The sequence below is a fragment of the Kitasatospora sp. NPDC087315 genome (assembly GCF_044744345.1).
GTDB lineage: Bacteria > Actinomycetota > Actinomycetes > Streptomycetales > Streptomycetaceae > Kitasatospora.
The window spans coordinates 106,504-119,676 of the sequence record NZ_JBIUYD010000018.1 but is presented as its reverse complement, the minus strand read 5'-3'; the positions used below and the strand labels follow the sequence as shown (position 1 = coordinate 119,676).

Annotated in this window: 10 protein-coding genes; 5 read left to right on the top strand and 5 right to left on the bottom strand. The window is 72.5% G+C overall.

Translation table 11 applies throughout. From position 1 onward, the window contains the following. Window positions 1-64 precede the first annotated feature (64 nt). The 5 genes from ACIO5D_RS25045 to kdpC all read left to right on the top strand — a co-directional run bounded on the left by ACIO5D_RS25045 (window position 65) and on the right by kdpC (window position 4,823). A complete protein-coding gene (locus ACIO5D_RS25045) occupies window positions 65-232 on the top strand; it encodes a hypothetical protein (protein WP_363608385.1) in 168 nt (55 codons plus the stop codon). After that, entirely contained in the window at window positions 229-318 is a 90-nt protein-coding gene (gene kdpF, locus ACIO5D_RS25040; protein WP_363608383.1) for a K(+)-transporting ATPase subunit F, read from the top strand. The genes ACIO5D_RS25045 and kdpF overlap by 4 nt, the downstream gene beginning before the upstream one ends. A 1-nt stretch (window position 319) precedes the next feature. After that, a complete protein-coding gene (gene kdpA, locus ACIO5D_RS25035; RefSeq protein ID WP_400797925.1) occupies window positions 320-1,981 on the top strand; it encodes a potassium-transporting ATPase subunit KdpA in 1,662 nt (553 codons plus the stop codon). Further along, on the top strand, window positions 1,981-4,110 hold the full coding sequence (kdpB, locus tag ACIO5D_RS25030) for a potassium-transporting ATPase subunit KdpB (protein WP_400797922.1): 2,130 nt from the start codon (window positions 1,981-1,983) through the stop codon (window positions 4,108-4,110). Before kdpA ends, kdpB begins: the two co-directional genes overlap by 1 nt. Before the next feature lie 74 nt (window positions 4,111-4,184). Continuing rightward, the gene (kdpC, locus tag ACIO5D_RS25025) at window positions 4,185-4,823 is read left to right on the top strand and encodes a K(+)-transporting ATPase subunit C (RefSeq protein WP_363608377.1); all 639 of its coding nucleotides are present in this window, start codon (window positions 4,185-4,187) and stop codon (window positions 4,821-4,823) included. A gap of 69 nt (window positions 4,824-4,892) precedes the next feature. Here the strand turns inward: kdpC and ACIO5D_RS25020 are convergent, their stop codons facing one another. The 5 genes from ACIO5D_RS25020 to ACIO5D_RS25000 all read right to left on the bottom strand — a co-directional run bounded on the left by ACIO5D_RS25020 (window position 4,893) and on the right by ACIO5D_RS25000 (window position 13,063). Continuing rightward, window positions 4,893-6,098 (bottom strand): sensor histidine kinase, encoded by a 1,206-nt coding sequence (locus ACIO5D_RS25020; RefSeq protein ID WP_400797919.1) that lies wholly within the window; start codon window positions 6,096-6,098, stop codon window positions 4,893-4,895. A gap of 149 nt (window positions 6,099-6,247) precedes the next feature. After that, window positions 6,248-8,254: a hypothetical protein gene (locus ACIO5D_RS25015; RefSeq protein ID WP_363608373.1), complete on the bottom strand. Its 2,007-nt coding sequence runs from the start codon at window positions 8,252-8,254 to the stop codon at window positions 6,248-6,250. 113 nt (window positions 8,255-8,367) lie between these two features. Then, window positions 8,368-10,266: a stealth family protein gene (locus tag ACIO5D_RS25010; protein WP_400797916.1), complete on the bottom strand. Its 1,899-nt coding sequence runs from the start codon at window positions 10,264-10,266 to the stop codon at window positions 8,368-8,370. Between the two features lie 1,166 nt (window positions 10,267-11,432). Further along, window positions 11,433-12,620 carry a YbdK family carboxylate-amine ligase gene (locus ACIO5D_RS25005; RefSeq protein WP_400797913.1) on the bottom strand — a complete coding sequence of 396 codons (1,188 nt, stop codon included), beginning with the start codon at window positions 12,618-12,620 and terminating at the stop codon, window positions 11,433-11,435. Between the two features lie 149 nt (window positions 12,621-12,769). Continuing rightward, entirely contained in the window at window positions 12,770-13,063 is a 294-nt protein-coding gene (locus tag ACIO5D_RS25000) for a helix-turn-helix domain-containing protein (RefSeq protein ID WP_363608367.1), read from the bottom strand. Between the last annotated feature and the right edge of the window lie 110 nt (window positions 13,064-13,173).

The window sequence follows — 13,173 nt, the reverse complement described above, 5'->3', positions numbered from 1 at the left end:
CCCGCACCACCGGCACGCCGCCCCGCCGGCCGCCGTCACCCTGACGGACGCGGATAACCACGGATTGTCACCCCAGCCGTCCGACAATCGACTGGACCGATCGGACAGCCGCTCGGCGCCCGGTCCCGACAGCCCCGGTGGAGCCCTCATGACCGACCTGGCCTTCGTCGGCGTCACGGTTCTCGTGTTCGCCGTCCTCGCTCTGATCGCCAAGGCGGTGGAACGGCTGTGACCGCGGACAACATCGTCGGGCTCATCGTCGCGACCGCCCTCGTGATCTACCTGCTCCTGGCGCTGCTCCACCCGGACCGGTTCTGAGGTGAGCCCCACCCTCGCGGGCCTCCTGCAAGCGCTGGCGCTGGTGGCCGCGCTGGGTCTGTCGCACCGCCCGGTGGGCGACTACCTGGCGCACGTCCTGACCAGCCGGACACACCTGCCCGGGGAACGGGGTGTCTACCGGCTGATCGGTGTCAACGGTGACCAGGACCAGTCGTGGACGGCCTATCTGCGCAGCGTGCTCGCGTTCTCCGCGGTTTCGGTGCTCTTCCTGTACGCCTTCCAGCGCCTGCAGAACCACCTCTGGCTCTCGCTCGGCCTCCCCCCGGTGGGCCCGGCCACCGCCTTCAACACGGCGGCGTCGTTCGTCACCAACACGAACTGGCAGTCGTACTCGGGTGAGTCGACCATGGGCCACCTGGTGCAGATGGCGGGGCTGGCCGTACAGAACTTCCTCTCGGCCGCGGTGGGCATCGCCGTGGTGGCCGCGCTGATCCGCGGCTTCGCGCGCGACCGCACCGACCGGGTCGGCAACTTCTGGGTGGACCTCACCCGGATCACCCTGCGGCTGCTGCTGCCCGTCTCGGTCGTGTTCGCGGTCGTCTTCGTGGCCGGCGGCGTGGTGGAGAACCTGCACGCCGCGCAGCAGATCACCACCCTGACGGGCGACACCCAGTCGGTCCCCGGCGGGCCGGTGGCCTCGCAGGAGGTCATCAAGGAGCTGGGCACCAACGGCGGCGGCTTCTACAACGCCAACTCCGCGCACCCCTTCGAGAATCCCGGCCCGCTCACCAACTGGCTCCAGCTCTACCTGATGCTGGTGATCGCGTTCTCGCTGCCGCGCACCTTCGGGACGATGGTCGGCGACCGCCGCCAGGGCCATGCCATCGTCACCGTGATGGCCCTGTTCTGGATCGCCTCCGCGGCCCTGATGACCGCCTTCGAATGGCGGCATCACGGCACCGCGCTCCAGGCGGCCGGAGCGGCGATGGAAGGCAAGGAGGTCCGCTTCGGCATCGCCGGGTCGACGCTCTTCGCCGCCTCGACCACGCTGACCTCCACCGGCGCGGTCAACTCCGCCCACGACTCGTACTCGCCGTTCGGCGGCGGCCTGACCCTGCTCGACATGATGCTCGGCGAGATCGCCCCCGGCGGCACCGGCTCCGGCCTGTACGGGATGCTCGTCCTGGCCGTCGTCACGGTCTTCGTCGCCGGGCTGATGGTCGGCCGCACCCCGGAGTACCTGGGCAAGAAGCTCGGCGGCCGGGAGATGAAGTTCGCCTCCCTCTACCTCCTCACCACCCCGGCCGTCGTACTGATCGGCACGGGCACGGCGATGACGTTCGAGGGCGTGCGGTCCGCCGCCCTCAACTCCGGCCCGCACGGCTTCTCCGAGGTCCTCTACGCCTTCACCTCGGCGGCCAACAACAACGGCTCCGCCTTCGCCGGCCTGACGGCCACCAGCACCTGGTGGAACACCGCGCTGGGCCTGGCCATGCTGTTCGGCCGGCTGCTGCCGATGGTCTTCGTCCTCGCCCTGGCCGGCTCGCTGGCCCGGCAGCAGCCGGTCCCCGCCACGGCGGGGACGCTGCCGACACACCGGCCGCTCTTCGTCGGCATGCTCTCCGGCGTGGTGCTGATCGTCGTCGGCCTCACCTACTTCCCCGCCCTGGCGCTCGGACCGCTCGCGGAAGGACTCCGCTGATGGACCCGCCCGTTCCGCCCGGCCCCGTCGACCCTGCCGACGCGGCCGGGCCCGCCGGGCGCGGGGCGCGCCGGGTCTCCGGTGGTCTGCTCGACCCCCGGCAACTGGTTTCCTCCCTCCCGGACGCGCTGCGCAAGCTCGACCCACGGGTGATGGTCAGGCATCCGGTCATGTTCGTGGTCGAGGTCGGCTCGCTGCTGACCACCGTCTCGGCGATCCGCCACCCCAGTGTCTTCGCCTGGGTGATCGCCGTCTGGCTCTGGCTGACCGTCGTCTTCGCCAACCTGGCCGAGGCCGTCGCCGAGGGCCGGGGCAAGGCGCAGGCCGCGACCCTGCGCCGGACCAGGACCGAGACGGTGGCCCGGCGCATCGTCGGCGACTGGCGGCCCGGCGCTGCGGTGGCCGCCGAGGAGGTGGTCCCGGCCGCGCGGCTGGGCCTCGGCGACCAGGTGATCGTGGAGGCCGGGCAGATCATCCCGGGCGACGGTGACGTCGTCGAGGGAATCGCGAGCGTCGACGAGTCCGCCATCACCGGCGAGTCGGCACCGGTGATCCGCGAATCCGGCGGCGACCGCTCGGCCGTCACCGGCGGCACCAAGGTCCTCTCCGACCGCATCGTCGTCAGGATCACCTCCGAGCCCGGCAGGACCTTCATCGACCGCATGATCGCCCTGGTGGAAGGCGCCGCCCGGCAGAAGACGCCCAACGAGATCGCCCTCGACATCCTGCTCGCCTCACTGACCATCATCTTCCTGCTCGCCGTCGTGACCCTGCAGCCGATGGCCGCCTACGCGGGCGCCGAACAGCCCCTCGTGGTCCTGATCGCCCTGCTCGTCGCCCTGATCCCGACCACCATCGGCGCGCTCCTGTCGGCCATCGGCATCGCCGGCATGGACCGGCTGGTGCAGCGCAACGTCCTCGCCATGTCCGGCCGCGCCGTCGAGGCCGCCGGGGACGTGTCCACCCTGCTGCTCGACAAGACCGGAACGATCACCTTCGGCAACCGGCAGGCCGCCGGCTTCACCCCGGTCGGCGGCAGCGGGGTGGCCGAACTCGCCGACGCGGCGCAGCTGTCCAGCCTCGCCGACGAGACCCCCGAAGGCCGTTCCATCGTGGTGCTGGCCAAGGAGAAGTACGGCCTGCGCTCCCGTACCCAGGGCGAGCTCGGCCGCGCCGACTGGATCGGGTTCACCGCGCAGACCCGGATGAGCGGCGTCGACCTCACCGGGAACGGCGCGGCCCGGCGGATCCGCAAGGGCTCGGCGGCCTCGGTGAGTGCCTTCGTGGAGCGGAACGGCGGCACCGTCGGCCCCGAGGTGAGCACCGTCGTCGAGGGCATCTCGGCGGCCGGCGGTACGCCGTTGGTCGTGGCGGTCCACCACCCGGGGGAGCCGGCCCGGGTGCTCGGGGTCATCCACCTGAAGGACGTGGTCAAGCGCGGCATCCGCGAGCGGTTCGAGGAGCTGCGCACGATGGGCATCAGGACCGTCATGATCACGGGCGACAACCCGCTCACCGCCAGGGCGATCGCGGAGGAGGCGGGCGTCGACGACTTCCTCGCCGAGGCCACCCCCGAGGACAAGATGGCCCTGATCCGGCGGGAGCAGGCCGACGGGAAGCTGGTCGCGATGACCGGGGACGGGACGAACGACGCCCCGGCCCTCGCCCAGGCCGACGTCGGTGTGGCGATGAACACCGGCACCTCGGCCGCGAAGGAGGCCGGGAACATGGTGGACCTGGACTCCAGCCCCACCAAGCTGATCGACATCGTCGAGATCGGCAAGCAACTGCTGATCACCCGCGGCGCGCTGACCACCTTCTCCATCGCCAACGACGTCGCCAAGTACTTCGCGATCATCCCGGCCATGTTCGCCTCGGTCCACCCCGGCCTGGGCAAGGTCAACATCATGCACCTGCACAGCCCGACCTCGGCGATCACCTCCGCGATCGTCTTCAACGCCCTGATCATCGTCGTGCTCATCCCGCTCGCCCTGCGCGGCGTGCGCTACAAGCCCTCGTCGGCCTCCGGCCTGCTGCGCCGCAACCTCGCCGTGTACGGGGTCGGCGGCCTGATCCTCCCGTTCGTCGGCATCAAACTCATCGACCTGGTGGTGCGGTTCATCTACTAGCCGCGGCCTCCCGGATCCCCGCCGAGCCCCCCGAGCCCCCAGCCGATCCCCCAGCCCCCGCGAAGGAGTCCCCGGTGGCCACGCACCTGCCGACCCCGGTCCGGCTGCATCTGACGGGCCTGCGCGTCCTGCTGGTCTTCACGGTGCTCTGCGGTCTGGCCTACCCGCTGCTCGTCGTCGGGATCTCGCAGGCCGCCCTCTCGCACCGGGCCAACGGCTCGCTGGTCAGGGAGCGGGGCCGGGTGGTCGGCTCCGGCCTGCTCGGCCAGAACTTCACCCTGCCGGGGAAGGACCCCGCAGGCCCCGACGGGCAGGCCCGGCCGGACCCGCGCTGGTTCCAGCCGCGCCCGTCCGCGGCCGGCGCGGCCGGCTACGACCCCACCGCCTCGGGGGCCTCCAACCTCGGTCCGAACGACGCGGGCCTGACCAGGACCGTCCAGGAGCGCCGCGCGGCGACCGCCGTCTTCGACGGTGTCGACGCGGCCCTGGTCCCTCCCGACGCGGTGACCGCCGGCGGCTCCGGCCTCGACCCGGACATCTCCCCCGCCTACGCGCAGGAGCAGGTCGACCGGGTGGCGAGGGCCCGCGGCCTGGACCGCGGCACGGTCCGGCGGCTCGTCGAGGCCCACGTCCGGGGCCGCACCCTCGGGTTCCTCGGCGAGCCGAGGGTGAACGTCCTCGCCCTCAACCTGGCCCTCGCCCGGCTCGGCTGACCCGGGGCGTCGCGCCGGACCGTCATCAGTCGGCGTGTCATCAGCCGACGTGTGTCACCAGCCGGCGTGTCACCAGTCGGCGCGCGGAAGCCCGGTGGCGGCCAGCGGCAGGACGACACTGACACGGAAGCCGCCGCCGGGCCGCGGCCCGACCTCCAGTCTGCCGCCGACCATGGCCACCCGCTCACGCATGCCGATCAGACCGTGCCCCGTACCGCCGGCGCCCCACGCCGGCGACCGGCCGGTACCGCCACGGCCGTCGTCCTCGATCAGCACCCCCAGCCTGCGGTCGCCGAAATCCACCGTCACCCGGGCCGTGGGGTCGGGCCCCCCGTGCTTGCGCACATTGGCCAGCGCCTCCTGGACGATCCGGTAGACGGCCAGTTCGACCCCGCGCGGCAGCTCGCGCGACTCCCCGGAGACGGAGAACTCCACCGGCAGACCGGCGGTCCGCACCTGCTCCAGCAGCTCCGGCAGATCCTCGACACGCGGCTGCGGCACATACTCCTCGGCCGTGCCCGCGGCGCGCAGCACGCCCAGCAGGCTGCGCATCTCGGCCAGCGTCTTCCGGCCGGTGGAGGCGATGGTGCCCAGCGCCTCCCTGGCCAGCGCCGGGGAGGTCTCCACCACGCACGCGGCGCCGCCCGCCTGGACCGCCATGAGGGAGACGTTGTGGGCCACCACGTCGTGCAGTTCCCGGGCGATCCTGGCCCGCTCGTCCGCCACGGCCACCCGGGCGTTCGCGTCGCGTTCCTGCTCCAGCCGCACCGCCCGCTCCTCCAGCGAGATCAGATAGGCACGGCGCGTGCGGATCAGCCGCCCCCAGGCCCAGCAGAGGAGGAAGGGGCTGGAGAGCAGGACGGCCCACAGGACCGCGTGGTCGGGCGCCGGGTGCCTGGTGATCAGGCCAAAGGCGAGCAGGCCGGTCAGCAGGCAGCCGACCAGGGCCAGCCGTGAGATCCACACCGAGCCGAAGGCCGCGCCGGTGTACGCGAAGACCAGGTAGGCGATGCCCTCGCCGTCCGGGTGCATGTCCAGACACGCCTGGGCGAGGCCGAGCACCAGTGCGCCCGCCACCACCGCGTCCGGCCGGCGGCGCCGGACCACCATCAGGCCGCACAGGACCAGGGCGACGGCGTCCTCCGCGCGCAGGCCTCCCTGCCACGCGCCGTGACCGTCGAGCCGGGAGAGCGCGGCGAGGCAGAACACGGCGAACGCCCAGGCGCCGTCGACCGCCAGGGGGTGCTCACGGAGCCAGACATCGAGGCGCGTCATCAGTCCAGAGTAGAAATACGAGGTTCCCCGCGGCTAAGCCGCAGGGGTGATCCTCCCCTCCTCCTCAGGTCGCACACCGGTGGCCGCGGCCGCGGGCAACTCCCCGGCGGCGCCGGTGTTCTCCGGCGGCGCGGCCGGCTCACGTCGCGTCAGGAGTCGCCCATCGGGAGCCAGCCGGCGAACGAGCCGTCCGCCTTCTGCCGGTTGTCGTAGAGCCGCCCGTCGATGCCGATGGTCACCAGGTCGGTCAGGCCGTCGCGGTCGATGCCCGCGGCGGGGACACCGACGATGTAGCCGCCCAGGTGGGTCCAGGCCCCGAACGAGCCGCTGTCGTCGCGGGTGCTGACGCTGACGGCGCCGTCGCGGTTGCGTACGGCCACGACCGTGCGGCGGCCGACCACCGGTCCCGGGGTGGCGATGGCCGCCTCGCCGCTGCCGCCGTCGTCCGCGGTGCCGTTGAGCGCGCGGCCCTGCGGGCTCCATGCGCCTCCCTCGGCGGCCTCGGTCAGGACGGCGGTGGAGGAACTCGCGTACTGGTCCAGCGGATCGGCGGCATCGATACTGCGGTAGTACAGTTCCAGCCGCCCATCGGGGCCCACCGCCGCGCTGACGGTGCTGGTGGGGGCGATCACGGGAAAGCCGGGGTCGATGACCGGCAGCGCGCCGGGCGCGGGCTGGTACCAGTGCCGGACGGTCGAACGCCCGCCCGTGACAGAGAGCGCGAACACCTCGATCCGGCCGTCCCGCGTGGTGACGGCGGTGGGCGGCCCCTGGAGGTCGTGCTGCCCCAGGTCGGCCCAGCCGCTCCAGGCGCCGTCGCCCTCCCGCTGCCAGCGGGTGCTCAGACCGCCGTCCCGGTTGCGCACGAAGAGCTGGAGCCGCCCGTCCCCGTTGGACGCCACGACCGGGGTGCTGACCTGAAGCGCGGCATTGCCCAACGGGCCCGCGGCCTGGGCGATTTCGTTCGGGCTGCCGAGCGGCTGCCACGTCCAGCCCCCCGTCCCGTCCTGACGGCAGGAGACGATCTCGCCGGTGTCCGCACGCTGGCCGAAGACCGCCGGCCGGCCGTCCTGGTCGCGCCCCACGGACAGGCCCGCGACCAGCGGGCCGCCGGGCGTCCCGAGCATGTTCGGGCCTCGCCAGGCCTTGTCCGCGTCCTCGTACCACTCGTAGAGCCTGCCGCTCTCCACGACGAAGGCGTGCAGCGCGCCGTCGCGGTCGGCGGTGACCACCTGCGTCGACCGGGGTGAGCGCGGGTACTGCCGGGACTGCCAGCACCGGTACCGCTTCTGGTCCGCGCAGACGCCCGGGGTCAGTTCGTCGGCCAGTTCGTCGTCGGTGGGCGCGTAGGCGCCCTCGAAGGTGGCGTGTTTGCCGGCGCTCTCGGCCGAGGCCAGGTTGGCGGGCGAGTTGCGGGTGTTGTAGTCGCGGTAGTGCTCCACGACCACCCGCCGCCGGCCGGTGGCGGAGTAACGGTCCACGGCCGCCTGCCCGAACCAGGCCGCCCGTATGTGGTCGCCGTGGTCCGCGGCGAGGGAGGGGTCCGGGGCCGGGTCCTGGACCCGGACCAGCGTGGCCTCCTCGGCTGCCAGCAGGCCGTTCAGGACGCCGATCAGGGCCGCCCGGTCGTAGCGCTGGGGCCACACCCCGCCGGCGCCGTCCATGTCCAGGGTGCTGCTGGAGAGAGCCGGGTCCCGCCACAGCCGGTCGAGTGCCTCGCCGCCGAGGTAGGCCGCGTCCCGGTCGGTCCACTCGGGCAGGTTGAGGAAGACCACCCGCGTGTACGTGGCGCTCCTGAGCGTGTCACGCTCCACGGCCGGACCGCCTTCGACCGGCCGGTACACCTCCCTCATCCAGCAGCCGCTGCCGTCGTCGCCGCAGCCGCGCACACCGGCCATCTGCGCGTAGGCCCGCCGCACGCCCCTCTGCCGGTCCCTGGCGTAGGCCGGACCGCGGTTGGCGTCCCCCGCCGTGATGAAGACGGTCACGACGGGAAACCCGCGGCGGATCGAGCTCGACACATCGGGGTTCATGAACAGCAGGTCGTCGTCCTGGTGCGCGACGATCTGGACGATCTTGCCGGGGCGCACCCCGGGCACCGCCTGGGGCGCGTGCCACACCGGGAACACCGCCAGCACCAACGCGAGCGCGCCCACGGATCGCTTCCTCAATGCCCCTCCCGGTCCTGCGGCTCGCAGAGCCTACCAAGCGGATCCCGGGCACCTGAACAGCGGTGATACCCGCGCGGGCGGGGGCGGAGGGCGGGGTGCTACGCGGTGAACGCCCCGTCCCGCTGTGCCGCGGGACGGTCGGCCCCGTGGTGCTCGAAGCGGGACGGCACGGGGAAGTACTCCTGCAGGAAGTCGCGGACGGCGCGGTCCTGTTCCTGCGGCCCGACGGCATGACGGGCCCCGTCCGCCAGACAGAACACGTCGGCCCAGCGCTCCCGCGTCAAGTCGTCCAGCCGTTCGAGGTCTTCGGCGCTGTCGGCGGCGAAGTAGCCATGGTAGAGGTGGCCGTCGACCGCGCGACCGGAGGCGTGCGCGAAGTTGGTGACGAGGGTCACCGGAGCCAGGTCCGTGGCGGAGCGGAACGCGGACCGGGTGGTGGCGGCCAGGCCGTCCGCGAACCGCTCGGAGGCCTCGTCCATCACACTGCGGCGCAGCGGCTGCGGCACATGGGCGAGGACCAGCGGGTACGTTCGTCCGCACTCCCGCTCCAGGACGGCGCGGGTGTTCTTCTGGGCCGCGACGTAGACGGCGTCGTCCGGGTTCTCCTCGTCGTGGACGGCGGCGTCCGGGTCGTTCACGTCCGGCGGGATGACGCGTGTGTCGCGGAAGATCTTCGAGAGCCCGTTGCCGAGGAAGAACGCCTGCGGGCGCACGGGCCGGCCGAGGAACACGTCGTCGTTGATGTACAGGAAGTGCTCGGCGAGGCCGGGAATCAGGTGGAGCCGGGTTTCGATGGCGTGCGAGTTGAACACGGGCAGGGCGTCGGTGCCGGCGAACAGCTCCCGGTGGGAGACGACGGTGAGCCCGGGCTGCGAGGAGTCGAGCCAGGCCGGGGTCTGGTCGTCGGTGACGAGGAAGACGTGCCGCACCCACGGGGCGTGGGCGGCGATCGACCGCAGGCAGTACCGCAGTTCGTCCCGGTTGTGGTAGCGGTGGTCGGCGTCTCCGGGCAGTTCGGTGCCGTCCCCGTCGGGTGCGTGGCCCGCGAGGCCCGCGAGGACGCGGGCGCGGGTCGCGGTGCGGCGCTGCTGCCATTCGGGGTCCGAGTCGTCGACCCAGGTGATGACCACGTCGACGGGGAAGCCGACGTCGTCGGGGAAGGTCGCGGCCAGGGCGTCCAGCACCGGGTAGTTTCGGCCACGTATCCGCAGGTCGGCCGTCGCCTCCAAGGAGGGGAGCCACCAGCCGAAGCTCGTTTCCGCGATGGAGGCGATCGCTCCGGGACCGGGCTCGGCGGAGTCCCAGAACTCCAGGTCACAGCCGTAGTCGGCGCCGTAGTACTGCGGTCCCTGCGTGAGGCGGGGACGGTAGAGACGGATGCCCTTGACCCGGTCCCGAACCTGCTCCTGCTCCTGCTCCTGCTCCTGCTCCGCCGGGTCCTCCGCGTCGCGCTCGTCCTGTGCGCCGCGCTCCGTCGGCAACTCGTCGGCCGGCGCCTCGAACTGTGCGACGGCCACGGGAAGTTGTTCCGCCAGGACGGTGCGCAGCGTCCTGCCGTGCTCCAGCAGATCCGCGTAGACGGCCTGACCGGCGAAGGCGGTCGCGCAGGCGTCGAGTACCGCGGCCCGGTCGCCGGGACGGATGGCCAGGCGGTGCCGGAACTCGGGGTCCGGCACGAGCGCGAAGGCCAGGCCGGCGGCCCGCAGCGCGGCGGCGGCCTCCTCCAGGTTCTCGTCCCAGGCCTGCGCCGGCCAGTAGTCACCACCCGGGTACGCCAGGCGATCGCCGTGGCGCACCACGGTGGACAGCTCCTCGGCCAGCTGCGCCTCCCGTTCGGCCAGCGGGTCGGGGGCGGGTTCGGCGGGCGCGACGGGTGCGGCGGTTGCGGCGGGCGGCGCGGGTTGGGCGGGGACGGGAGCGGGAGGCTGAGGCGCCTTGGCGCCGACGATTCCGAGCAGGCGCTTCCGAAGGATGGCGGCCACGTGGGTACTGGGCATGGGGGACTCCGAGAGAGAACGTCGGCCAACCCGGGGCAGCGCCCGGAGATGCCGTGTCAGGGCCGGTGTGTCAACGGGTTCGCCCGTCGGGCGGTGGGTGGTACGCCTCGACGGGGCGGGGCGGGGTGGTCCTGCGGCGGTCGGGCCAACCACCCGGCGGTCCGTCCTGCGGAGTTCGCCGGGGTACGGACCCCGGCGGGTCGCCCGGATCGGTCCCCGGACAATCCCGGTGGCTACAGCCCGCAGAATCCGGCATGCCCATGCGGAAGCCGGGCAGCAGCGGAACATCGCCGAAGAATCATCGCATTCATTGAGAATCCCGCAGGTCAACTGGATGCCGCATTAATAACGCCAAGGCCGCTGGCGCACAGTAGGCGATCATACGCATCTTTGACTCGCCCATTGCCCGTTATTCGTAACGACCTCATATCGCCAAGGTCTCAACCGAATTCAGGGGCGGCCGGGCCGGCGACCGATCTGCGGCAAGTGTCGCTCTTGCCTCCGGCACATCTCCGGGCGGCTCCACCGAGGAGGTCACGGCCCGAACGACCCTGCCACCGCAGGGCCCGCCCCCGGAACCAGGCACGGGACGGCAGGGGAGGGCGGCCACGCGCCTCGCGAATCCCACCCGCACCGCGAAGGCCGCCGCCCGGCCGAATACCCACCGGGAGAACGACGTTGACGCACCACCTTCGCCCGGGCTCGCGCCCGGAAGCCCTCGCCCCCACCCGATTCCCCCGGTTGATTTGTCCACGCTTCGCCTGCCATGCATACGCCTGCGGAAGAAAGGGTCACTTTGGGCCGCTCCTGCCACGGGCACGACAAATGCGGGCGAATTACGGGCGAAGAGCCGCCTGCCGGGCCCGGCCACCGCAGACCCCGCCCCGGGATCAGCTCCGAGGCGGAGCGGAGTCGGACACCGCCTCACGGGCAGGGCACTCCATTGAGGCGGCCCGCGACCATCACGCCCTCGCGCACGTCTCCCCCACCCCATCGCACCGTGCTGCGCCAGACCTGGCTCAGGCGACTGCAGCCGAAGCGCAAAGTCAAGTGACAGACAGTCAGAAACGTTCACGCTCAAGATGTTTGCGGCAAAGATCGTCCACAGAACGGGCGGACTCGGAGGCCGGTCGATCGGGCCTCCGCCCCCTCCCCGCCCTTGGCTGTCAGAACGGGGCGGCGGTGCCGTCGGCTCGGCGGGAGGACGTGGTGCCGCCGGACGCGAGGACCGGAAGCGGCGCGATCCCCGGGCCCGCGGTGAGGCGGGCGAGGTGGTCGACGACATCCGTCAGCGAGCGGCGGCGGGCGAACACGGCCCGCTGCCGGTCGGCGCCCGTGCCGCAGGTCAGCTGGCGGTGGAGGAGAATGCGGGCGAGTTCCAGGTCCCCTGCCCTCGCCAGGCCGGGAGCGGCCAGTTCGAGCACCTCGTCGACCAGCCCGGACACGGGTCGGCGGAGTCCGGTGGACGGGTCCGTACCGACGGCGGCGAGACCGCCGAGTGCGGCTCGCCGGTGGGCGTCCCGCAGAACCGCCGGGGCCATGCGCGGGGGTGGGGCACCGTCGCGGTGCGCGGCAAGGAGCACCTGGGCGAGGCCGCGCAGCAGGACGGCCAGCAGGAGCGGGACGCCCGCATCCGCGTTGGTGTCGGCGATCCGCACCTCCAGGGTCGGCAGGTGTTCCGACGGCCGGGCGTACCAGTAGACCATCTTCCGGTCGAGGATCACGCGGTGGGCGATCAGCCGCCGCATCGTCTCCTCGTACTCTCTCGGATCCAGGACCGGGGCGGGTCCGCAGGTCGGCCACGCCTCGTAGTGGCCGGCCCGGCTGCTCGCGGCACCGCCGTCCCGGCCCTCGCAGAACGGCGAGTTGACACAGAGCGCCTGCAGGACCGGCAGCCAGGGGCGCAGGTGCGCGCTGAGCGCGAGGGCCTCGGACCGGCTGAGGTCACCGAGGTGGACGTGGCAGCCGCAGAGTTCGCCGCCCCGCTGGTCGGCGATCCGGCCCACGTGGTCGGCGACGCGCCGGTAGCGGTCCGTCGGCGTGAGCGGCAGCGGGTGGTGGCTGGGCAGCACGGCGGTACCGGAGGCCACCAGCAGGCACCCGGTGTCCTCCGCCGCGGCGGCCATCGCATGGCGTGCCGCCGCCAGTTCCCTGCACAGGTCGGCGGCCGTCACGACGGGGCGGGTGCACACCTCGACCTGGGTGGCCAGGAACTCGTGCTGGGCCCGGCCGCCCAGTGTTCGGGCGGCCCCCGGCACTACGCGGTGGGCTCGGGGAACGGTGAGCCGCGTGGCCGGATCGACCAGCAGGAACTCCTCCTCGACGCCGAACCTGAACACGCCGGGGCCGGTCACGGCCGCGCTCCCGTGCGGGAAGGATTCCCTGTCATGGTGCTCCGCTCCGGGCAAGGTGTTGTCATCCGGCGTGTTTCCCGAACGGGCAGCCGGAAACACACGCCCCTGCCGCGGAAGGGCGAGGGCCCGGGCGCGGCCGAGGCCGACGGTCAGCGCAGCAGGACAGCCAGCAGTTCCGCCAGCGTCGGGCCGCTGTCGGCGGGGTGGCGCAGCTGTTTGCCGTCGATGACGCGGTAGATGTTGGCGCGTCCGACGCGGTGGTGGCTGAGATAGCCCGCCGCTTCGAGGTCGGCGATGATCCGCTGGACCGCTCGCTCGGTCAGCAGGCAGCGGGCCGCGATGTCCCGCACCCTGATGCCCGGGTCCCGGGCGATCTGCACCAGGACGCGCGCGTGGTTGGTCAGAAACGTCCACTGACGCCCGACCGCCTGCTGCTCTTCCACCTCTTCAGGATAGGACGATCACGCTGAACAAGACATGAAGTGGAATTCGCGCATTCCTTGACACGAAATGCGCTACGAGGTCAACGGTGAGTGAGGGAGTTGCCCGGACG